Origin of the sequence: Chitinophaga oryzae (assembly GCF_012516375.2) — a bacterium.
Lineage (GTDB): Bacteria > Bacteroidota > Bacteroidia > Chitinophagales > Chitinophagaceae > Chitinophaga > Chitinophaga oryzae.
This window is the reverse complement of sequence record NZ_CP051204.2, coordinates 5,390,688-5,414,796: the sequence shown is the minus strand read 5'-3', so window position 1 is coordinate 5,414,796 and position 24,109 is coordinate 5,390,688. Positions and strand designations below refer to the sequence as shown.

General features: G+C 48.7%; 8 protein-coding genes. 5 read left to right on the top strand and 3 right to left on the bottom strand.

Annotated elements, in window-relative coordinates; all coding sequences use genetic code 11:
- Nucleotides 1-383 precede the first annotated feature (383 nt).
- From HF324_RS21460 to HF324_RS21440, 5 genes are all read left to right on the top strand, one after another.
- The gene (locus tag HF324_RS21460) at nucleotides 384-13,814 is read left to right on the top strand and encodes a DUF7927 domain-containing protein (RefSeq protein ID WP_168860784.1); all 13,431 of its coding nucleotides are present in this window, start codon (nucleotides 384-386) and stop codon (nucleotides 13,812-13,814) included.
- A 24-nt stretch (nucleotides 13,815-13,838) separates the two neighbouring features.
- Nucleotides 13,839-14,855 (top strand): PorP/SprF family type IX secretion system membrane protein, encoded by a 1,017-nt coding sequence (locus HF324_RS21455; RefSeq protein WP_220100797.1) that lies wholly within the window; start codon nucleotides 13,839-13,841, stop codon nucleotides 14,853-14,855.
- 176 nt (nucleotides 14,856-15,031) lie between these two features.
- On the top strand, nucleotides 15,032-16,552 hold the full coding sequence (locus HF324_RS21450; protein ID WP_168860783.1) for a hypothetical protein: 1,521 nt from the start codon (nucleotides 15,032-15,034) through the stop codon (nucleotides 16,550-16,552).
- A 431-nt stretch (nucleotides 16,553-16,983) separates the two neighbouring features.
- Nucleotides 16,984-18,135 (top strand): M23 family metallopeptidase, encoded by a 1,152-nt coding sequence (locus HF324_RS21445; protein WP_168860782.1) that lies wholly within the window; start codon nucleotides 16,984-16,986, stop codon nucleotides 18,133-18,135.
- Between the two features lie 217 nt (nucleotides 18,136-18,352).
- Nucleotides 18,353-20,407, top strand: coding sequence for a TonB-dependent receptor (locus HF324_RS21440; RefSeq protein WP_168860781.1), 2,055 nt, complete (start codon nucleotides 18,353-18,355; stop codon nucleotides 20,405-20,407).
- Nucleotides 20,408-20,444: 37 nt separating this feature from the next.
- On the opposite strand, the gene HF324_RS21435 is transcribed toward HF324_RS21440, so the two are convergent.
- The 3 genes from HF324_RS21435 to HF324_RS21425 are packed head-to-tail and all read right to left on the bottom strand — an operon-like array spanning nucleotide 20,445 to nucleotide 23,938.
- On the bottom strand, nucleotides 20,445-20,672 hold the full coding sequence (locus HF324_RS21435) for a hypothetical protein (protein ID WP_168860780.1): 228 nt from the start codon (nucleotides 20,670-20,672) through the stop codon (nucleotides 20,445-20,447).
- Between the two features lie 52 nt (nucleotides 20,673-20,724).
- Entirely contained in the window at nucleotides 20,725-21,549 is an 825-nt protein-coding gene (locus HF324_RS21430) for a DUF4249 domain-containing protein (protein ID WP_168860779.1), read from the bottom strand.
- Between the two features lie 16 nt (nucleotides 21,550-21,565).
- Entirely contained in the window at nucleotides 21,566-23,938 is a 2,373-nt protein-coding gene (locus HF324_RS21425; protein WP_168860778.1) for a TonB-dependent receptor, read from the bottom strand.
- Nucleotides 23,939-24,109 lie beyond the last annotated feature (171 nt).

The following is a 24,109-nucleotide window of genomic DNA, read 5'->3' as shown; positions in this document are numbered from 1 at the left end:
ATGGGATTATAAACCGAACGTTGGAGCCTAACTGACGTCTGTTTTTGTTTTAAATCCAATATACCAAACGTCGTATGGGCCTGAAAAAACGCCGGGCTGTCAGCCAGATCAAATTGCGTAACCATCAGTAACCATCTTAATTAATCACTCATGACTGTATCACTTATGAAGTTTACCCGCTGGCCCGGCTTGCCGGATAAAGTGCGTATTACTTTCCCCATGCGCAGCATCAAAACCTGTTCAATATGGCGCCTTAATATCAGATCTACGGCTGCTTAATTTTTTACCGGACTATCATTAATAAAAACTGCTGACATTAAATCAGGTGTATGAGTAAAAGTTCTACGCTTAGGAACCCTTATGTCTATTATCGTGCTTGTCATATGTGGCAAGATTGTAAGAAGAAAATATCGGGATACCTGGTAATTCTATCGGGGATAATACTGTTCTGTATCAGTAGTGCGCAAAGCGTATATGCGCAGGGGTATGGTGTTTCTTATTCCTATAGTACTACGAATATTGTACGTATAGACAATGCTACCGGAGCCCTTACGTTTATTTATACCTTCGCTCCGGGCACCATCACTTCAGCCACGGCATTGGCAGTAGATCTGAATGGAGACATCTACTTTACAGACAGCCAGGTAGCCGGTGCCAGGTTGCTGAAGTTCGTACCTAATCCGCCGCCGGCTACGGGAGGAACGCTTTCAACGGTGGGCACTCTTAATGCTACATTTATCGATGCAAACAACGCAGCAAGAAACCTGGTGTTCGGAAAGCTGGCCTTTACTACATCCGGCTCGCTTTTCACAATTGCAAACTATAGTCCTGCGAATGCAAATAACCTGCCCGGCCGGCCTTACATGGTTAACCTCGATAAAGCAACGGCGGCAGTGGTTTCAACCAGTATCATACCTGCTCCTTCCAGTGTTACTGACCTTCCGGTGGGAGGGGGGGATATTGACTTCAGCCCCGCCGGTAGATTATTTGTAAGTGGAACAACTACCAGCAACATACCTTCTATTTGGGAGATTTCGCCTGCCAATGGTAGTATATTGGGGTATAAATCGGTGCCGGTGATTGCTCCTGCAACCTACTATAATTTAGCCGGGATAGGATTTGATTTGCAGGGTAATGTAATTACCAGTTCCCCGATTTCAGGCAGTACTGCCACTTATATAGTAAGAATAAATGCCAGCGAATTTTCCGGGACCAATGCATGGTCCGGTAATAGTAGCATTCCGGCCTCATCTGTTACTGTGTTGAGTGGACCAATTCCTCTTCAATATGGAGACCTTGGCTCCAATTCATTTAAGATCTCCGGGCGTGTATTCGAAGACGTTAACTATGGGGGTGGTGCAGGCAGGACATTTGGTACCGGAGGGACCGCCGGGATTCCTAATGCCAGGGTGGAAGTGTATAACGCTGCGGGTAACCTGGAGAATTTTACCAACACGCAGGCTGATGGTACCTATGCCATAGGTGTAAGCGGAAATGGTGTTTTTTACATCAGAGTTGTAAATAGTACGGTGAAGTCTACGCGGCCAGGCAGTAACGGAACAGAATTGGGCGTACAAACATTCAGGGCTGAAAGGGTGGTGGCATCTACCCTGAATAATGTGGTGGATGAAGTGGGAGGTAGAAGCCCGGCTACAGCAGATCCGGGTACAGGTACAATCGGTACTACTGCTTTGAATACAAGTACTTTTGTATTGAGTGGGAGCGTAAGCGGGGCGGCACAATCTGTATCGCAGGCTGCCATTGAGACTGCCAGTATCACCGGAATTGACTTTGGGTTTAACTTCTCCACGATCGTTAATACTAATAATACAGGGCAGGGTTCATTACAGCAATTTATTAGTAACAGCAATATATTAACCAATACGGGGTTGAGCCAGGCGGCTAACAGTATCTTTGCGCCTGCGCCCGGTGTGGAAACCAGTATTTTCATGATTCCGGACGGTAACGCGCACCCCGGGATTAACAAACCTGATCAGTTAACCGCTGCCGGAGGTGGCGCTACTGCCATTATTAATCTTACCACTTTATTACCTGCCGTTACAGATGCTAACACCAGTATTGACGGCCGTACCCAAACAGCCAATATTGGCAACACACAATCAGGGGTGGCTGGTAACCCGGGGACTAAAGTGGGAGTTGACCAGCTATCGTTGCCCGGAGTACAGCGGCCAGAGGTGGAAATACGTTGGAATGGCGCCGCTGGTACCGCTGCAAGCGGGTTGAATTTGAGCGGCAATAATGAGATTGTCCGAAATATCGCTATCAGCCGGTTTGGTAACAATACCAGTGCAGGAGCCAATATTCTTAGTACCGGTAATAATAACCTGATCACGGAGAATATTATCGGAGGCGCAGCTGTTTCAACCAATACAGAAGCCGCCGGAAGCAATCCGGGCTCCAATATTTCTATTAGCGGAAATGCCGGTGTCACCAATAACTATATTATTCGTGCCGACTTTGCAGGCGTCCGGCAAAGTGCAGCGATCAATGGCCTGACTATTTCAGGTAATGAAATACTGAATAACGGAAACGGAGCGCCGACTTCGGTGCAACCTTCCGGCATCGGTATTGAAATGACCAGCGGAACGGTATCAACGGACCTTCAGGGCCTCGGTATTACCGGAAACAGTGTGCAAAACAATCTGAATGAAGGGCTGAAAGTGGCTATAGGAAGCGGTACTACAGTAACCAACAATACTTTTTCCGGAAATGGAGCAGCAGGTACGATTGCAGCGGAAAGAGATAATATTCAGTTCAATAATACCACGAACAGTGTTATTACCAGGAATATTGTTACCGCTGCAGGAGCCTCCGGTATCGCAATAGGAGGCAGTGCTGCCGCTTTGGGCAATAAGATTACAGAGAACAGTACTTATGCCAATGAAGGTCTGGGAATTGATTTGCGGCCTGCAGGCAGTGCGCCGGATATTGTTACCCCTAATGGAAGCTCGACTTCCGGTCCTAATGCATTACTCAATTTCCCGGTTGTTACCGGCGCGGCAATTATAGGCAATAACCTGGTCATAAAAGGTTATTCCGTCCCGGGGGCCACTATTGAGCTGTTTCTGGCCGACAGGGATGCCAGCTTTGCTCCTGTGCCTTCCTTAAGCCCTAATCCGCTGCCAGCTGCATTTACCAACCTCCTGGGATTTGGTGAGGGCCGCAGGTACCTGGCCACATTTAAGGAAGGAGGAACGGTAGCAGGTATTACAGACCAGGACGCCGCTACCGGCACGTATATGGACGATGGGACCGGTATAACGGGAACCCATACCGCTAACCGGTTTCAGTTTACTATTCCATTGCCGGCCCTTAGTGGGGTGGCACAGGGTAGTTTGTTGACGGCAACAGCCACCGATGCCGGAAACAATACCTCGGAATTTAATGGCGTAGTAGCCGTAGCGAATGCTGATTTGGGAGATGCGCCGGATAGTTACGGTACTTTATCAGCATCTGATGGACCAGTGCATCTTGTTAATCCCGGATTGAAAATAGGGGCTACCCTTGCAGGCAAACCAGAAGCGCTTGCGGTGGCCGCCGGCGCTGACGCGAATGTACCCAACGGTGATCCGAATGACGATGGCCTGACCGCACCATTACCTGTGCTTACAGCCGCGACCACCACTTATACACTTACTTTGCCTGTTACCAATACTACCGGTACGGACGCTAATCTGGAAGGCTGGATCGACTTTAACCGTAACGGTACTTTTGATCCGGAAGAAGCAACCGGTGCTACAGTCGCCAATAACGGGACCACTGCGACGCTTACCTGGACTAATGTTAATACCTTAATCACAGGAGCAGGCATTTCAGGAGGGATTACCTATGCGCGTTTCCGTTTGACCACCGATCCGCTGACGGCAACAAGTACTTTTGGTGCTGCAATGGATGGGGAAGTGGAAGACTATAGCCTGATCATACAATCGGCCTATGATTTGTCGATCACTAAAACAGCTAATCCAAATCCGGTTGTTGCCGGTCAGTCACTGACTTATACGCTTACTGTTACCAATAACGGCCCGTCTGCTATAAATGCATCGGATAGCATCACTGTGACAGATAACCTGCCTGCCGGTTATACGGCTAATGGTTATACTGCCTCTGCAGGCACCTATACCAGCGGCAATGGCATCTGGACAGGCCTGACCCTTACGCCCGGCCAGAACGCCACTATCACTATTGCAGGTACCGTAGCGGCCAATGCTGCCGATAGCCTGAATAATACCGCTATCGTCACCAACCCGCCAACGATCCCTGATCCGAACCTGTTAAATGATACGGCCCGTCAGACGACGACGATCAACCGTGTGATGGATTACGGGCTGACGAAGACAGCCAGCCCAAAACCAGCCGTAGCTGGCCAGGCGCTGACTTATACCATTACGCTAACGAATAATGGCCCAAGCAGCATGCTGCCCGGCGATACGTTGACGCTCACAGATAATTTGCCATCTGGTTTTACGGCTAACAACTACGCTCCGTCCGCAGGTACCTATAACAGTGCCACCGGCGCGTGGACCGGCTTGTCGCTGACGGTTGGCGGCGCTGCTACCCTGACAATTACCGGCACGGTCAGCAATAGTTATACCGGCACGAGCCTGATCAACAGCGTGACGCTGGTACCGCCGACCGGTACTACAGATCCGACGCCGCCAACAGCGAAAGACACGACACTGGTAAGCCGTATTATGGACCTGGACCTGGCCAAAACGGCGACTCCAAAACCAGCCGTAGCCGGCCAGGCGCTGACTTATACGATTACGCTGACCAATAATGGCCCTGCTACATTGTTACCGGCCGATGTTGTAACGGTAACGGATAACTTACCATCCGGATTTACCGCCACCGGCTATACGCCATCTGCCGGTAGCTATACCAGCGGGACCGGAGCCTGGACAGGATTGACGTTAGCCACTGGTCAAAGCGCCACCCTGACGATTGCCGGTACCGTGGGTGCGGGCGTAAGCGGAACCGCATTGATAAATACCGTTACGGCTACGCCACCTCCGGGCGCCACCGATCCAACGCCGCCAACAGCCAAGGATACCACCCTGATCAGCCGTGTTGCAGATCTGGTTATTTCCAAAACAGATGGTTCGGCTACGTATACCCCGGGAACAAACGCGGTGTATACAATCGTTGTGAGCAATAATGGTTCTTCAGATGTAACCGGGGCAACTGTCAGTGACGCGTTACCTGCCGGCATCACTACGGCAACGTGGAGCGCAAGCACGCTTAATGGTGCAACAGTGCCGGCTCCCAATGGTACGGGCGCTATTAATCAACTGGTAAATATACCTGCCGGTGGAAGCATAACTTATATGCTTACATTACCGGTACCGGCAGGATTTACCGGTAATCTTTCAAATACAGCTACTGTTACGCCGCCCGCCGGTTATACTGATAATAACACCGCTAATAATACTGTTACTGATACCGACACCTATAGTCCGCAATTCAATCTTAAGGCAACAAAAACCGGTACGCCGGATGCTCCGGCAGGAACGGCTATCAGCTATACTATCACCTACGTTAATAACGGACCGTCTGATGCCATCGGTGCAATATTGAGAGACACCATTTCTGCACAGATCACCGGCGTTACCTGGTCAGCCAGCGTACAGGGAACTGCCACAGTAAGCGCTGCCAGCGGAAGTGGCGATATTAACCTTACAGGTAATCTTCCTGCAGGTAGTGGAAATACTATTACTATTACCGTTAATGGCACTATTAAATCTTCCGCTACCGGCACCATTTTAAATACTGCAAGTGTTACGCCCCCCGGAAGCACTACGCCCATACCCTCTAATACGGTGAGTACAACTGTTACGAACCAGACAGGTGTTAATATTGTGAAAACCGGCCCGCCCAGTGGGACCGTATCTGCAGGCGATACTATCGTGTATACCATACAGGTAACAAATGCCGGCCCAAGTGATGCTCCGAATACCAATATCCAGGACAACATTCCGGCAACGCTGACAGGCGTGAGCTGGACAGCCACCGCTACCGGTTCTGCCAGCATTACGGGCGGAAGCCCGTTGAATGGCACCGGTAATATCAATATTACGACCAGCTTACCTGCTGGCAGCGGTAATGGAGTTACTATTGTTATCAGGGGAAGAATACCAGCCGCTACACCTGCCGGCACTATTACCAACACCGCAAGTGCTACACCAGCCGGTGGTACGCCTGTAACCAGCCAGGTAACTACCAGTATTACCAATGATCCGGCATTGGTCATCACCAAGAATGGTCCTGCAACACTTGATGCCGGAGATAGTATTACGTATACGGTAGAAGTGATAAATAATGGCGCTTCTGATGCAGTCGGTGCAGTAATAACAGATAATATTCCGGCTCAGATACAGGGAGCCCGGTGGACGGCCACAGCAACGGGTGCAGCTGCCGTAACAGCCGGCAGCGCCGGTACGTCAGGTAATGTGAGCGTCACAGCCAATATTCCTGCCGGCGCCGGAAACAAGATCACCATCGTTGTAAGAGGCAAAGTGGATCCTGCCATTACAGGCACATTAACCAACACTGCTACCGTGACACCTGCCGGTAAACCTTCGCAACCGTCCAATACGGTAACTACCGTTGTTGGCAGGAAGACTTCACTGCAACTGGCAAAGAGTGGCCCGGCCACACTCAGTGCGGGACAGAACATCACTTATACATTGGAACTGACCAATGCAGGTCCGAGCGATGCAACAGGCGTACAAATAACAGATGTGCTGGATAGCCATATTCTGAATCCTGTTGTCAGCGCTTCCTCTGCGTCCGGAAATGCCAGCATTGCCAGCGCAACGATCACCAACGGTACCTTGTCAGTTACCGGTAACGTAGCCGGCGGCGCAGGAAATAGTATCACCATTACGGTGAGTGGTAAAATAGATCCGGCCTTTGCGGGTAGCATCACCAATACAGCTACTGCTGAACAACCGGGTGGCCCTGCCGTACCCAGCCAGCCTGTTACCACTGTAGTCACTAACACGCCGGATGTCACAATCAGTAAAAGCGGACCACTATCTGTCAGTGGAGGTAATAACATCACCTACACGATTGTTGTGGGTAATAACGGGCCCTCTGATGCCCTGGGAGTGGTGATTACAGACTCCATACCATCGGGTATTTCAGGAGCCGTATGGACGGTTGCCACCAGCGGTAACGGTACTACATCCAGTGCACAGTCCGGTAGCGGGCATGTGAATATTACCGGTAATATCCCGGCGGGCGCTGCCAATAAAATCACCATTACCGTTACAGGAGTAGTGGACCCTGCGTTTAGCGGTAGTATTGTTAATAAAGCTGCTGCAACGCTTCCGGGTAAACCGCCGGTTACCACTCAGGTCACTACCAGCGTTACCAACGATCCTGATGTGCAGATCACCAAGAGCGGTCCGCTTACGCTTAGCGCAGGGCAGAATATCACTTATACCATTACCGTCACCAACAATGGGCCATCGGATGCCATTGGCGCAACAATTACGGATGCTATTCCTGCCGGTGTGCTGAATCCAACGTGGAGCACTGTTACTGCGGGAACAGGTACAACCGTAAATACCGTTAATGGTGCTGGCAATGTTAACATTACCGGGAATATACCCGCCGGCGCCGGAAATAGTATAACCATCACTGTTAAAGGACAAGTGGATCCGGCGTATACCGGAGCTGCGCTGCGTAACTTCTCGCTGATAACAGTTCCGGGTAAACCAACAGTATCAAGTGATACAGTCACTACAACGATCACCAGCGACCCTGTTTTGCAGATCGTTAAAACCGGGCCGGATAAGGCGAGTGCCGGCACGCAGATCACTTATCAGTTACTGGTGACCAACACGGGACCATCTAATGCTACCGGTGTCGCCATTACAGACATCCTTCCTTCGCACCTGTTGTATGCCAGCTGGACAGCAACAGCCAACGGTACAGGCACCAGCGTCAGCGCGGCTGCCGGCACCGGTAATATCAACCTCACCGGCAATATTCCTGCGGGAGCAGCTAATAATATCAGTATCACTATTCATGGTACGGTGGATTCGTCTTTCTCCGGCACGCTCACCAATACAGCAACGGCCGGCATAACCGGTAAAACACCGGTATCGGATTCCAGGACAACAACGGTGACCAATGATCCCAATGTGACAATAGTGAAGAGCGGACCGGCTACTATCTCAGCAGGACAGCCTGTTGTATATACACTCGACGTTACCAACAGCGGGCCGTCCAATGCCAGCAATGTTGCCATCAGCGATAATCTACCGGCCGGTTTACAGCAGGTTTCGTGGACAGCAGCTGTTACAGGGGCAGGTACTACCGTGAGCGCTGCTTCCGGAAATGGCAATATTGCAGTAACAGGTAATATACCTGCCGGTGCTGCCAATAAAATTACATTTACCATAAGCGCTGTCGTTGATCCGGCCTATACATCGGCATCAATTGCCAATACCGCTACTGCTGCAGTACCAGGCAAAACACCCTCTGTTAGCACCGTTACCACGCAGGTGAATAACATCACTGACCTGAATATTGTAAAAAGCGGTCCCCAGCAGGTGACTGCCGGTCAGCATGTGACTTATACCATTGTGGTCAACAATGCAGGACCGGCTAATGCTGTTGGCTGTCGTATCGCTGATGTAATTCCTCCAGGCTTGCAAAATGTGACCTGGACAGCCACCGCTGCGGGAGCCGGTACTTCTGTGAGCGCTGCCGCCGGGACCGGTAATGTGGACATCACCGCCAGTATACCGGCAGGCACGGGAAATAATGTCACTATCGTTGTAAACGGTAAATCAGATCCTGCTACAACAGTGACAACGCTGAAAAATACAGCTACGGCGACGCCACCTCCGGGCGCCACTGATCCAACACCTGCTATCAGCACGGTAACTACTGCCGTAGACAGGAAAGCTGACCTGGTTATTATTAAGGCAGGCCCGGCTGATAAGGCTGCCGGTCAGCCAATCAGTTACCAGCTGCTTATTACCAATAACGGCCCTTCAGATGTGCCGGGAGCCGTCATACGGGATGCAATACCAGCCCAGATAACCAATATCACGTTTACAGCTGCTGCGAATGGTACAGCCCAGGTGCTTACTACTGATCTTTCCGGTAATAACCTGACTGTTACAGGGAATATTCCGGCTGGTACCGGCAATAGTATAACGGTAAATATCAATGGCGTTGTAAATGCAGGCGCTACGCCGGGTACCATCAGGAATACAGCTACCGTAACACCACCCGCAGGTATTACAGAAACGGTACCGGGAACCAATACCAGCACTATTAATACCAACATCAATACAGATGCAGGACTGCAGATCAGTAAGAGTGGCCCTGCAGAAGCTAATGTGGGGGACAAGATTGTGTATAGGGTGACTGTCAGCAACAACGGCACATCCAATATTACACCTGTAAATATTACAGATCTGGTGCCGGCGGTGATCACTGATGTGACATGGACAGCCACTGCTACCGGTAACGGCGGTACTACTGTAAGTGCAACAAGCGGAAGTGGTAATAATATTAATCTGCAGGCTGCGATCGAAGGTACTACGGATGGTCCGGGCCAGATATTGATTACCATTACCGGCACCATCTCTCCGGCAGCTGGTTCATCTATTACAAATACGGCAACGGCTACATCAGGTTCCATTAAAACAAGTTCATTTACGACATCTGTCAACAAGTCAACAGATCTGAATATCATCAAAACAGGTCCGGCAAATATCCATGCAGGACAACAGATCAGCTATACATTTGAGGTAACGAACGCCGGTCCTGCTGATGTTACCGGCGCCACTATTGCAGATAATGTACCGGCCAATATCAGTAATGTAAACTGGAATGCTGCCGTATCCGGCGGAGCCACCGTAAATACGGCATCCGGCACGGGTAGTAACATCCATATTACTGCCGGAATACCAGCAGGTACAGGTAAGGTAGTTGTTACAGTGACTGGTATGGTAGATCCCGCGTTTACCGGTACATTGACGAATACAGCCACCGCTGTACCGCCGGCAGGAGTCATTGACCCTACCCCGGCTGCCAGTACGGTATCTACCACTGTCAATAAGCAAACCGGGTTGCAGGTAGTTAAGAGCGGTCCTGCTTCTATTGCAGCTGGAAACCGGATAACATACAGTATCACCGTGGTCAATAATGGCCCTTCAGATGCCATGAACCTGAGCATTGATGATGCGGTGCCTGCTGCTGTGCAGAACGTAAGCTGGACAGCTACTTCGGCTGGCAGTGGAGCAGTGCTGACCGGTGGCACCGGAAGTGGTAATACGGTTCATGTTACAGGCAACCTGCCGGCCGGAACAGGCAATAAGATTGTGATCAGCGTGACCGGTACCGTGAGCCCGTCATTCAGTGGCACGCTGGTGAACACAGCTTCGGCTACGCCAAATGGAGGCGCCACCGTTACCGGACCGCCGGTAAACACCGACGTGGTGAACCAGGCAGCATTACAGATTACCAAGAGCGGCCCGGCTACGATTTTCGCAGGGGCGCCGGTTACCTACACGATCGATATTGTTAATAACGGGCCTTCCGATGCCGGTAATGTCAGCATCACTGACGCCGTGCCTTCCCAGATACAACAGGTGACATGGACGGCTATAGCCACAGGTACAGGTACCAGTGTGAGCCAGAATAGTGGCACAGGAAACAACATCAGTTTAACCGGAAATATAAAGGCGGGTGCTGGTAACAAGATCAGTATTACGGTTACAGGTATCGTGGCTTCCTCTTCCTCAGGAGTAATAACCAATACTGCTTCAGCTACATTGCCTGGTGGAACACCTGCTACCAGTTCTGTAAACACAACCATCAGTAACAAACAAGGGTTGAATGTGGTTAAGAGCGGACCCTCAGGTGTGATTGCAGGGCAGGCCATTGTGTACACTGTTGTGGTCACGAATGCCGGTCCGTCCGATGCCATCAATACCAGTATAACTGATCTCGTACCTCCACAGGTGCAAAAGGTCACCTGGACTGCCGCGGCAACGGGTACCAATACTGTCATCACCGGCAGCAACAGCGGTAGCGGTAATAATATACAACTGCATGCTAATATCCCTGCCGGCGCCGGGAACGAAATAACTATCACCATCAATGGCGTGGTTGATCCGACCTTTACAGGCGTCATTACGAATACAGCCGCTGCTGTACCTCCTGGTGGAACACCTGTTAACAGTGTACCTGTAGTAACCCAGGTAACCAGGCGTCCGGGACTGCATATCACTAAAGCCGCGCCATCTGCTGCGCAGGCCGGGGATGCTATAACATATGTTGTAACAGTAACGAACACCGGGCCCAGCGATGCAACAGGTGCAGTGATTACTGATAATGTGCCGGCGGGTATTAATGGCGTAACCTGGACAGCGACAGCCACCGGAAATGCTACCGTTACTGCCGGCGCTGCCGGTTCAGGTACGGCGGTAGCGGTAACAGGCAATATAGCGGCAGGTGCAGGTAATGAAATCGTTGTAACCATCCATGGAAAACTGGATCCGAATTTCAGCGGCAAGGTGAAGAACGCAGCTAAAGTATCTGCTCCCGGTAGTCCGGAGATAACTTCAGATACAACAGTAACGAATGTGCAGCGTAAGGCCAATGTGCTGATAGCCAAGAGCGGTCCGGCCCAGCTGGCGGCAGGCGGTGATATTTCCTATACGATAGAGGTCACCAATAATGGTCCGTCTGATCTTGATACGTTGATAGTCACTGATGTTGTACCATCGCTCATTACCGTCAAGAGCTGGCAGGCAGTGCGCGTATCCGGTAACGTTATATTTACCGGTCCGGCCAATGGTACGGGTAATAATATCAGCATACAGGCGGCGGCCACGAGTGGAAGTCATTTGCGTATCACTATTGCCGGAACTTTACAACAGACCACTGCAACTACCGTTACCAATACGGCCTATGTAAAAGTGCCGTCAACAGTGGTGACAACTACGCCCGATAGCAGTAAGGTGATAACGAAGATTGTACAGCAGCCAGGCGTAACCCTGCAGAAAACAGGACCGGCCGTTGCCGGTACAGGCGATCAGGTGATATACCGGATTACAGCCGGGAATATTGGCCCGAGTGATGCCAGTGCTGTTGTTATCACTGATTCGGTGCCTGCTGCGTTGAAAAATGTTACCTGGTCAACTTCCGTTGTTGGCAACGGTAATGTTATCGCCGGCAGCAGTGGCGCCGGTAATAACATCAGCGTAACCGCCAATATTGGCGCCGGCGCTGGCAATCGCATCCTGATAACAGTGACCGGGACAGTTCCTGCGGGCTATGGCGGACAACTGGTAAATACCGCTACAGCTAACGTTCCCGGCCAACCGGCTGTTGTTACACCTCCTGTTATAACAACGGTAAGTAAAGTGGCAGACCTGCAGGTTGCTAAAACAGGACCGGCTACAGTGGTACAGGGAAGCGCTATCAGCTATGTGGTAACAATAACTAATGCCGGTCCGTCTGGTGTAAGCGGCGCTACCTTCAGCGATGCGGTGCCTGTAGGGGTGACTGGAGTAACTGCCACTGTTCAAAGCCAGTCGAACGGCGCGGCAGGTACTGTTGTCAGTGCAAGCGGTAATAATGTGACCGGCACGATCGCTGTTTTGCCTGCCAACGGCAGCGTGCGTATCCTGATCTCCGGTACTGCGGCCACTATCGGTACATTGAGAAATACAGCCACCGTGACTCCTCCTTCAGGAGTGACAGATAATGTACCGGACAATAATACTACGCCCCCGGTGATCACAACAGTGGTTGCGAAAGCCCCGCTGCATATCATTAAAACAGTAACACCAGGGCCATACAAAGCAGGCGATAAGGTAACGTATACATTGACGGTTAGCAACGCTGGTGCTGTTACTGTTAAAGATGTGGTAGTAACGGATGTGCTTGCGGGCGATAACCTGCCAACACCGGTGTTTGGCAAGCCAGGTCTTGGAACGGTAAATTATAACGCTGCATCCCATACAGCCACCTGGTCAATAGATTCATTAACAGGCGGGCAAAGCACCTCCCTCACATATGATGTGGTATTGCTTGACCAGGGCGCCATCAGCAATACTGCTATCGTTACCGGGCCGCCTGCAACGTCTGTGCCGGACACTGCGAAAGTGGACATCAATCCGGTGAGATTGGCCGACCTGGTGATTAATAAGGCAGTAGTTACGCCACAGCCGTATGTTGTTGCCAAACGTATCGGATATAAGATCGAAGTAAGCAATCGTGGGCCAAATGCTGCTACCGGCGTGGTGGTTACAGATGTGCTGCCCGTTGCATTGGGAGTGCCTGTAGATATAACAGTAACGAAAGGAGCGGCGCACTATGACCCGGCAAGGCGCAGTATTATATGGACCATCGGGGATGTGAGCACCACGGATGCGCTTACGATGACTTATACCGTGCAGATAATAAGCGGCGGTAGTATCCGCAATGCGGCAACCATAAAGGGCAATGAAGATGATCCGGCGCCAGGTTCCAATACATCGGTAGTAACGATAACTGCAAGTGATGAGATATTTATTCCAAATGTTATTACCCCGAATGGAGATGGAAAGAACGATCGCTTTGTGGTCCAGGGATTAGGCAAATACCCTGGTAGCGGTTTGTTCATTTATAACAGGTGGGGGAATATGGTGCACCAGAGCAAAGACTATGATAACAAATGGGATGGAAATGGTTTGAATGAGGGTACCTACTACTATATATTGAAACTGAGAGCACCGGAAGGAGAACGTGTATATAAGGGTTGGATAGAATTGTTGAGATAATTACGTAAACGAAAAAAAAATGTTATGTATAATATATCAAGATGGAACCGGGTGTTGTTAAAGTGTATAGGAGGATTGATGCTTTTTCCTGCTTTGGCAAGAGGGCAGCAGAACCTGCAGTTTAGTCAATATGTGTTTAACATGTTGAGTGTAAATCCGGCTTACGCGGGTTACAAGGAAGATCTCTATCTGAATACTATTTACAGAAAGCAATGGGTTGACTTTCCCGGGGCGCCGGTCACCGCAGCCGTTTCGGTAGATGGGGTAGTTAAATCAAAAGACGACAGGGTAGGGTTGGGGCTGCAGGTAACATACGATAAGCTGGGGCCGCAGGATGCTACTGCATTTTACGGAATGTATTCTTACCGTATTCCGCTGGATGAAGATGGTACCAGGCGTTTATGCTTCGGCATAGGCGCCGGGGCCACACAGTATGCTATCGATGGAACTACGCTGCAATTCAACGACGACGGGGATCCCACCATCCCGGCAGCCAGGGTGTCGACGCTTATTCCGGACGCGCGCTTCGGGATCTATTATTTCACCCCCAGGTTTTATGCCAGTGCATCAGTGATGGACCTCTTCTCATTGTATACGGACCCTACCCGATATTATTGGAAAGGGTATCAATACAAAACGATCCGCAAAACGCAGCACCTGTATCTTACGGCTGGGACAGTATTTGATCTGGGAGAGAATTTCAAACTCAAACCTTCAGTTTTGATAAAGGAAGATTTTAAAGGCCCTACGAATGTGGACCTGACGGCATTTTTACTGATCGCGGAAAAATTGTGGGTAGGGGGCTCTTACAGAACAGGCGTGCGTTTGTGGAACAAGCCAAATCTGCCTTCATATCTTGATCCGCTCGATGCTGCCAGCGCAGTGGTTGAATTTTATGCTAATGACCGGTTCCGGATCGGTTATGCCTACGATCTTACGATCAGTAAACTGGCTTCTGCCCAGAGCGGGTCACATGAAATATCCCTGGGTATTACCTTCCCCGGGAAAAGAACACGTATACTCAGTCCAAGATATTTTTGATTACCATGAGAGCTTTTCACTTTGTTAATAACCACATGATGAGAACGGTTGGGATTATATTTTGCTGTTTGCTGGCCCGGTACGTATGCGCCCAGGAACAAAGATCTGTTGCCCGGCAGGCAACCATATATTATCTGCAGCAGGATTATGCAAAAGCGGCTAATCTCTATAAAAGAATGGCAAAAAAGAAGAAGGTCAGTACAAAAAATCTGGAACGTCTCGCTGAGTGTTACCGGCAAATAAATGACTATACCAATGCAGCGGAATGGTATGGGAAATTGGTGGCAATGCCGGATGCTGATCCCGTCGATGAATTGTATTATGGAGATATGCTGAAAAGCCTGGGCAAATATGATGCTGCCAAAACAGCCTTTCAGCAATATGCACGGAAGAACAACCAGGCCCGCCTGGTAGAAAACAAAATTGCCGGTTGTGATGCCGCTGTTCAATGGATGGGGCAACCAACCAGGGATGATGTCCGGAACGTGGCCAGGCTCAATACAGCAAAGTCTGACTGGGGTGCTACCTGGTACCCCAATGGTATTGTATTTATGTCGGATTCCCTGTTTCGGGACCAACTGGCTCCCGGCAGTAAGGTGAATAAAAACAACTATGGCCGTACAAATGATCCCTATTACAAATTGTATCTCGCAGATAGCAGCAAGTATGGAAACGTTTACCTGAGCGATCTTTCCTCTATGTTTAACCAGTACCGGTACCACGTTGGCCCTGTAGCATTTGATAATGGATACCAGACAGCCTGGTTCACTGTAACAGAACCAGACCGCCGCATCGCTACGGTGAAGGAAAGGATAGAAAAAGTGACGATATCGGGTAACAGACGTTTGGAATTGTATGTCAGTAAGAAAGACAGCAACGGGAAATGGGCGCAGCCAACGGCATTTGCCTATAATAAACCAGAGGAATATTCAGTGGGACATGCTGCTTTAAGCAAGGATGGAAACATTTTGTATTTTACCTCAGACATGCCTGGTGGACTAGGCGCCACTGATATCTGGTATAGTGAACGGCAGGCAGATGGCTCCTGGGGAACGCCCCGGAATTGCGGTCCAACCATTAATACAGCAGATGAAGAAGAATTTCCTACTATAGGAGCTGATGGAGATCTCTATTATTCAAGCAAAGGCCTTGTGGGTATGGGCGGTTTCGATATCTTCAAATCGAATGGCAGCAAGGCGCAGTGGACAACTCCGGAAAACATGCGATACCCTGTGAACACGTCCGGAGACGATTTTTATTTGGTGAGCCGGGAAGATGGAAGCGGATATCTTTCCTCCAACAGGGTTGGCGGGAAAGGTGACGACGATATTTATAGCTGGTATACCCCGCAAAAAATGGATGTAATCCCCCTGCCGCGACCGGCCCTGGAGATTCCTTTCGAAGCTACGGTGTGCCCGCAATATTACGATGCGTGCATATACCTGTACAACCGGCAGCGCAACATTGGCTGGTGTTTCATAGCAACTCCCGGAAGGACCATTACCATCATGCTGGAGAAGGAAACAGATTATGTTATCCGTATTACGCCTGCCGGCAATCAGCCTAAAGACAGCATCGAGTTTACTACACGTGGCCTTAAAGGGACTGATGTTTTGAAGAAAGAGATTTGCCCTGAGAATAAAATAAAGAAAGAACCGGTTAATCAACGGTTGCCTATACACGAAAAGATTAAGTAAATCATTGAACGGTTGGGGACTTTTGGATACCAATGGAATTACAAAAGGACCGAAAATTCATCGCCGGTTTTTGCCGGGAGGAAGACTTCATGTTTAACCTTCAGGTTAACTACGATTACATTTATTCCTGCTTTCGCAAAACTCAGGAAAGGTGGTATTATGCCTGTTGGCCGGCAGAATTTCTTTCCATAAATTACCTCTTTCTTTACCAATAATTCAATACTTGTTTTAGGTAAACAAGTACTGATATAGTTGTCTAGTCGTAAAATTTCATTATTTATGAATGATCTTAAATTCATCGGATTTTATTTATAGTTTGCGGCTTTGGAAATTCCTGCGTTAAGATTCCGTCATCCATTGTGTCAAACGACTCTGAAAGAATACCTTTTTTGCTTAAATTTAAGTCAGACCAGCATTTAAAACAATAAAAAATGGCAATAGTCAAAAGACTGTTATGCTTTTTCATGATCATTACCGCTGGTATCGATCCGGGTTTTGGCCAGGAATACCGGCCATCTGTCGACATGCATATTCCTTTTGGGACCGGTACTGTCGTTATAAACGGAAAACCCGCTGTTTACTATGAGCTCTATCTGACTAATTTCTCAAACGATTCCATAAGTCTGGAAAAGATGGAAGTATTGGATGTTGCTGATTCTTCTGTTGTTGCTTCCTTTAACAGGGGTGATTTGCTAAATAGGCTTAGCAGGCCTGGATTGCAAATAAAGGATAAAGAGGATTTAATTGCACCGGGTAATTCAAGGGTAGTGTTTGTTGAATTGCAAAATGATAAAACTGGTGTGCAATTGGTTCATCGTCTTAGTCTCTCGGTATCGCAGGGTAATAAAAAGCAAACATTTTTGGTCCAGGGCGCATTTATGAGCATATCAGAGAAGCCGCGGGTAGCTCTTGGAGCACCTTTGGCCGGTGGTCCCTGGGCGGCAGTTTACGATCCTTCCTGGAGCCGCGGGCATCGCAGGGTAATTTATACGGTTGATGGGAAGGCGCGGATTCCCGGACGTTTTGCCATAGATTTCATCAAGCTTGATACGCTGGGACGGTATGCCAACGGAGACAATGATGTGGTGAAAAATTGGTATGGCTATGGGGCAGCGGTGCTGGCAGTGAGTGACGGCATTGTTTCGGCAACCAGGGATGATTTCCGGGAAAGCAACACTTTGGCAAACCACCCTGAGTACCCCGCAGAGAAGGCAACAGGGAACTACATTTCAATAGATATAGGAAATAACTGCATCGCCTTTTACGAACATCTGAAGCCGGGAAGCATCAAAGTTGTGGCCGGACAACGGGTAAAAAAAGGTGATGTTATTGCAGCTGTGGGGTTTACTGGTCAGACTACCGGTCCACATCTTCACTTCCATGTGGCAGATCAGCATTCAGCGCTGGGAGCGGAGGGGATACCTTTTGTGTTTGAATGTTTTACGCTTCTGGGCACATATGTTGATTTTGGAAAATTTGGAAAGGAGCGCTGGATACCCGTTAAAGATTCTTTCCCGTTGATAATCAGAGCAGAACGCCCCGCATCTAACTCCGTAATAACATTCGACGCGGGAAATAATTGATAAGCATATATACGTCATGTTTAATGCATCACTCACTGCTGTAGGTGGTAAAAGTGGTTATGTATTTAACTGAAATCCTGGCTCCGGGTGATTTCTACCTGAAAAATTCCGTTTTTGATTACGCTTTCCCCCTTGTAACGATTAATTTTGCGGCAATTTCAGGATATGGAGCGGCCAGGCAGTCCTGCGCCAGTTCCAAAACAATGTTTTTTATTTTATGAGAGCAGGCTATATTTCAGCGTTTTTAGTCTTAACTGCCGCCACAAATGCCTTCGGACAAGATAGTACCAGGCCCGGGAGAATCACGGATACCACCAGTCAGTTGAAAGATGTTATTGTTACAGCCAGCCGGGTAGCAGAGAGTGTGAACGAAGTCCCTTCCTCCGTGCTGTTGATATCGGCGAAAGAGGTGGGGAAACAGGCGCAGATCAACAACAACCTGCCGTATATCCTGATGCAGAAAATACCGGGAATTTCACCCAGTGAAGAAGGACAGAATAATTTTATCGGGAAATTGAGAGGCAGGAACTTCCTGGTACTGATCGATGGTATCCCGCAATCTACCCCGTTGAGAAACGGCGGACGTGACCTCAGAACGATCGATGTCAGCGCGATAGATCATATCGAAGTAATCAACGGCGCATCCTCCATGTATGGCAACGGCGGTGCGGGTGGTATTATCAATTATATTACGACAAAGCCGGAGAAAACTGTTCCCTTCAGCTCTTCTACTTATTTCAATAACAGCCTGAATCTCGTTAAGGCTGATGAAACATACGGGTATAACCTCTCACAGGTATTCAAAGGGGGCGTGGGAAGATTTGATTACGTTGTGCAGGGTAAGATGGCACATTCCGGTGTGGTAAGGTCTTCCGATGGTGTTGTTGTCAGCCCTTTTTACGGGCTGGGAGAAACGAAGTCATACAATGCCCTGGTAAAGATCGGATATGATTTCTCTGCCAGTCATCGTATAGAGGTGATGGGTAATTATTTCAACAGTATCCAGGACAGTAAATACATCGGTACCAAAGGAGACTTCGGTGTTTCTCCGGCCATCGGCGTCCGGGGAGATACCAACATCCTGGGAGGAACGCCCTACAATAAAACATTCAACGTAAAGTACACCGGTACCTTTGGTAAAACAGAAGCGAATGTTGCGGTATATTATAATGATATTAATTCGGTATTTGAAGCGTATAATCAAATATACTCTGACCACTGGGGCGGACGGTTCAATTTTTCCACGCCTTTTGTATTGCCGGGCAATAACCATGTGCAATTGATTTATGGCATAGACTTGTTAAAGGACCATACCGTACAAAAAGATATGGCTGACAAACTGGTTACTCCGGATATGAATATGAATAGCATTGCCCCTTACCTGCAATCCAAATTCATACTGGCTAAAGACTGGATATTCAAAGCCGGTGCGCGTTATGAGAACCTCTTGTTTAAAGTCAGCGATTTTACCAGGGGCAATAAGCTGGTGCCGGGCGCCACCAATACCTACAATGCACTGGTGTTTAATGCCGGCCTGCGATACAATAAATTTTCCTATGCCCAGCCGTTTGCCAGCTTTTCGCAAGGTTATTCTATTGGAGACATAGGACTGGTACTGAGAAATGGTGTTTCTTTAAATGCGATAAACGTTGCTCCTGTAAAAGTGAATAATTTTGAGCTGGGTGTAAATGGAGACATTCAGCGCTTCCGTTACGAGGTGACCGGCTATTATAGTACCAGTAAAAAAGGGGCCAGCTTCAAAGAGGTCACCCCGGGTAATTTCGAGCTGGTCCAGTTACCACAACGTATATACGGAGCAGAGGCGGTGCTGGGATACAAAGCAACCAATTGGTTGAGCCTGGGCGGCGTACTCGGCTATATGGATGGAAAAGAAGATACAAAAAACGACGGCTCTTATGACGGAAAAGTAGACAATTCCACTATTTCGCCCATAAAAATCGGCGGCCATGTGAACGTTAAATTTACCCGCCAATGGGACTTCTCCGTTCAAATGACTAAAATCGGAAGCCGCGATGTATTTCCTAAAGAAGTATGGAATTACGGAAAATACCCCGTTACCGGCTATACGTTGTTCGATATGTATACTTCCTATAAACTCAGGCATGTAACGTTGACTTTTGCAGTGAATAACCTCTTTAACGCCAGTTATTATCCCACTCATTCAGCGGTGCGTGGCGCTACAACGGAGGGGCGTTATTACGTTAAAGGAACAGGAACGGTTGCCAACCTGGGCGTAGTGGTCAATTTATAATATCCCGGTCCCGCTGCGGGGCATAGTCATTGCCTCGTCAGCTAAGTTCTTTACCATTGAAGCCCTTGCTTCGCAATATGTTGATAATTTCGTCCGGGATTCTGGCGGCGGCTTCTATCCGTAGAATTTTATCGCAGTCCTCCAGGTCAAAACTCCATTTGGAAATCAGCTGGTGTCCGTTGAATAACGGCGCCAGCTTCCTGACGGCTTTGACTGTGTTAACATTGGTGCTGAATATTAATACTTCCCGGGTTAATTCGTTCATATCCCGTACTTTAATGGATGGTGGATAATATATGCGATGGCTGTGCCTCGGTTCATTCTTGTATCGTATACTCTTTCACCGCCACTTCCGATAATCTGAAATATCCATAGGCGAAGTTGTCAAAATGGGTCTGGTTGACGATATTTCCTCTCACCTGGCCAGGCGTTGTTTGAAACGGGCCGTTGCCTGCCCCGGCTGCGGTCAGCAACTTTCTGAAATAGTCATAATATCTCCTGGAGATGCCGTACAGCCTGATGTTGATTTTATCTCCGGCTTTCAGGTCTTCATCGGAAAAATATTCCTGTAGCAGTTTCCCCTGGCCGTTCGCGTCATCCTGGGGTTTGTAGTCCGGAAACACGGATACAGGTGACAGGATGCGGTGCAGGTAGTAATTTTCCTCATTGCCGTTGTCCTGGTAGTAGTAGGTGATCTCTATTTCATCGCCCCCGAACCCGCCGGAATTATTCTGTACGATGTTATTCTGAATGTCCGGCACACCGATGCAGGTTTCGGTGGCGGCATAGACTTCGCCATTTAGGATAACTTTTAAAGTATATGTTTCCCCGATCACCGGATGGAAGTCGGAGCAGCTATATTCGCCCGTGCCGGCAATTTCTGCAAAGTGAAAAACTGTATTGGCTGAATTGGTGATAACGATATCTGCTCCCGACACTGTTGGGAATTGCGTATTGTAATATCCTGTAGTGGTGGAGAGCTTGATTTTCTGCTCTCTGCCTGTTGTGCCCTTTACCCAGTCGATCGATGCATCGATCACCAGTTTCGGTGCTGCTGTGTCCAGTGGCACGTCCACCACTTTTGTGCAGGACAGCAGGAGAAGACTGCATGAGATTATCAGGTATGTCAGTATGTTTTTCATTTTTATATTGTTGGCATTAAAATTTGAAATTGTAGGTCACTCCCGGAATGATACCGAAAATGGATATCCTTTTCGCTTCGCTCAGCCCCGTTTCCCTGTTTTGCTCGAACATCAGGGAGGCGGCGTTGTTTCTTGCATACACATTATAAATGCTGAACACCCATTCGCCTTTCCATCTTTTTTTGCTGTACGGCTTCGGGGTGAAGGTGGCCGATACATCCAAATGATGGTAAGCCGGAAGCGAATTGATGTTCCGCTCTCCGTAGTTCGCAATCGTAATGCCCTGATACTCGTATTTGCCGATGGGGTAGGTGGCTGCTTTGCCCGTTTGGTAGGTAAAAGCGCCGCCAAAGCTCCATTTTTTCGTCAGCTGATAAGCGCCGGTAAGGGAGAGATTATGTGTTTTATCGTAATTGGCGCGATACCATTGGCCGTTGTTAATGCCGGGTTCTGTGGCATTTCTGCCCGGGGTGCGCTGCTCTGCCCTGGAAAGGGTGTAAGAGAGCCAGCCTGTCAGTTTGCCGGTATTCTTCTTCAGCATTAACTCCAGTCCGTAAGCCCTTGCCTCCCCGTTGAGCAGTACCTGTTCTATGGCTTTGTGGGCAATCAATTCGGCGCCGTCGATATAATCTGCTTTGTTTTTGATCTTCTTGTAAAAGACCTCTGTTTCCAGGGAATATCTTCCCTGGCTGAAATTCCTGAAATAGCCCAATGCAACCTGGTCAAGGATTTCAGGTTGCAGGTATTGGTCGCTTGGCGCCCAGATATCGAGCGGGGAGACGGAGGCCGTGTTGGAAATTAAATGAATATACTGGCTCATCCGGTTATAACTCGCTTTAAGGGATTGATCGTCATTGATGGAATAGGAGACTGCCAGGCGAGGCTCTAAGTTCCCAAAATCGATGATCTTTTTGTTTTTGCCATAATACGTTGTGCTCATGGGCGTTCCTTCCTCATAAATTTGCAGCTGCGGGTTGAAAATTACTGCCTGGTTATGGGCATAATTGTTCACCTGTTGTTCTCCCAGCCGTTGGAAGTAGCTGTACCGCAGTCCGTAGTTCAGGGATATTTTATCTGTGATCTTTTGTTCGGCGCTGATGTACAGTGCATTTTCCCAGGCATACTTTTTTTCAATCTGGTCGGCATTGATGGGCGATTTTTCGTCCATCGGTTTTATGGTGCCCGGATTGAATTGATAGTAGATGGAGTTGAGTCCATAATTCAGCACCAGCTTATCAGACAGGTGATGGTTAAAATTATACTTGAAGTTATAATTGCGGATATCCGAAGCCCAGTCAATGCCCACATATTTTATCTTCAGGCCGTAATCGTACTTACTGTAAATAAACGAGGCGTTGGAGAAGCGTTTCTCGGAGAAGATATGGTTCCAGCGGAGATTAAAAAAGGCGTTTCCATAAGTGTTGTTGAAGAAATTGCTGAAATCCATTTTATCCTTGCCGAAATAGGCTGAAAGGAAGATCCTGTTGTTGTCGTTGAGTGTATAGTTCAGTTTGGCATTCAGGTCGTAAAAGGAAACTGAATTGGGGTTGTCTGCCAGCTTCATCAACAGATGCGCATAAGAAGTACGCCCGGCGATCACGAACGAGCTTTTGTCTTTTACGATGGGGCCTTCTGCCAGCAGTCTGCTTGAAATAGCCCCGATTCCGCCCGTTAGGTGGTATTCCTGGTTGTTCCCCTCTTTCTGGTAAATATCCAGGACAGAAGAGGTGCGTCCGCCGAACGTAGCCGGTATGCCGCCTTTATACAGTTTCATGACTTTGATCACATCTGCGTTAAAAACAGAGAAGAAACCGAACAGGTGGGAGGTGTTGTAAACAACGGCTTCGTCCAGCAGTATCAGGTTGCCATCGACCGAGCCACCCCTGACGTTAAAGCCTGTTGCGCCTTCCTGCGAAGTGGATACCCCCGGTAGCTGCAGGATCGCTTTCAGGATATCGACCTCTCCCATCACCGCCGGCATCTTTTTGATGGTGGAGATAGAGAGCTTGTTGACGCTCATTTCAGGCGTCCGGATGTTGCTGGCTGCTTTATTATGCCTTATCACTACTTCATCCAGCGTTTTGCTTTTTTCGGACATCGAAAAATTTCTCCTGGTGTTTTGTTTCAGGGAGATGGGCTCCTCTATGCTCTCAAATCCTATACAGCTGATGACGATGGTGTATTCTCCTTTGGGCACCGTGACCGCATAGAATCCATACGCATTGCTAATGGCTGAAACTTTTGCTTCCGGAATGAAAATGCTTGCCCCGATGACCGTTTCGGTATTGGCTTTCATGGTGATCGTTCCACTCAGTGTGACTTTCTCCTGTGAATACGCCCCAAATGAAATGGTTGTAAACAGCAGGGTATAAAGGATCTTGTATCTCATCTTTTAAAAAGTCGATTTAACAGTTGTAAATTGGATACAAAACTATTTCTTTGGATTACCGTCTTTTTTTAATTATACCAAAGACGGTGGCTTTTATAGCAAAAGATGCCGGGACTGTACCAAACAGATTGTTGTTGTACGCGTTTTATCTGCTCCTGCTTTAGTATAAAA

Bases quoted from the DNA above. Each gene is read 5' to 3' on its own strand.
- HF324_RS21460 (WP_168860784.1), top strand. From the start codon at position 384: ATGTGGCAAGATTGTAAGAAGAAAATATCGGGATACCTGGTAATTCTA.
- HF324_RS21455 (WP_220100797.1), top strand. From the start codon at position 13,839: ATGTATAATATATCAAGATGGAACCGGGTGTTGTTAAAGTGTATAGGA.
- HF324_RS21450 (WP_168860783.1), top strand. From the start codon at position 15,032: ATGGCAAAAAAGAAGAAGGTCAGTACAAAAAATCTGGAACGTCTCGCT.
- HF324_RS21445 (WP_168860782.1), top strand. From the start codon at position 16,984: ATGGCAATAGTCAAAAGACTGTTATGCTTTTTCATGATCATTACCGCT.
- HF324_RS21440 (WP_168860781.1), top strand. From the start codon at position 18,353: ATGAGAGCAGGCTATATTTCAGCGTTTTTAGTCTTAACTGCCGCCACA.
- HF324_RS21435 (WP_168860780.1), bottom strand. From the start codon at position 20,672: ATGAACGAATTAACCCGGGAAGTATTAATATTCAGCACCAATGTTAAC.
- HF324_RS21430 (WP_168860779.1), bottom strand. From the start codon at position 21,549: ATGAAAAACATACTGACATACCTGATAATCTCATGCAGTCTTCTCCTG.
- HF324_RS21425 (WP_168860778.1), bottom strand. From the start codon at position 23,938: ATGAGATACAAGATCCTTTATACCCTGCTGTTTACAACCATTTCATTT.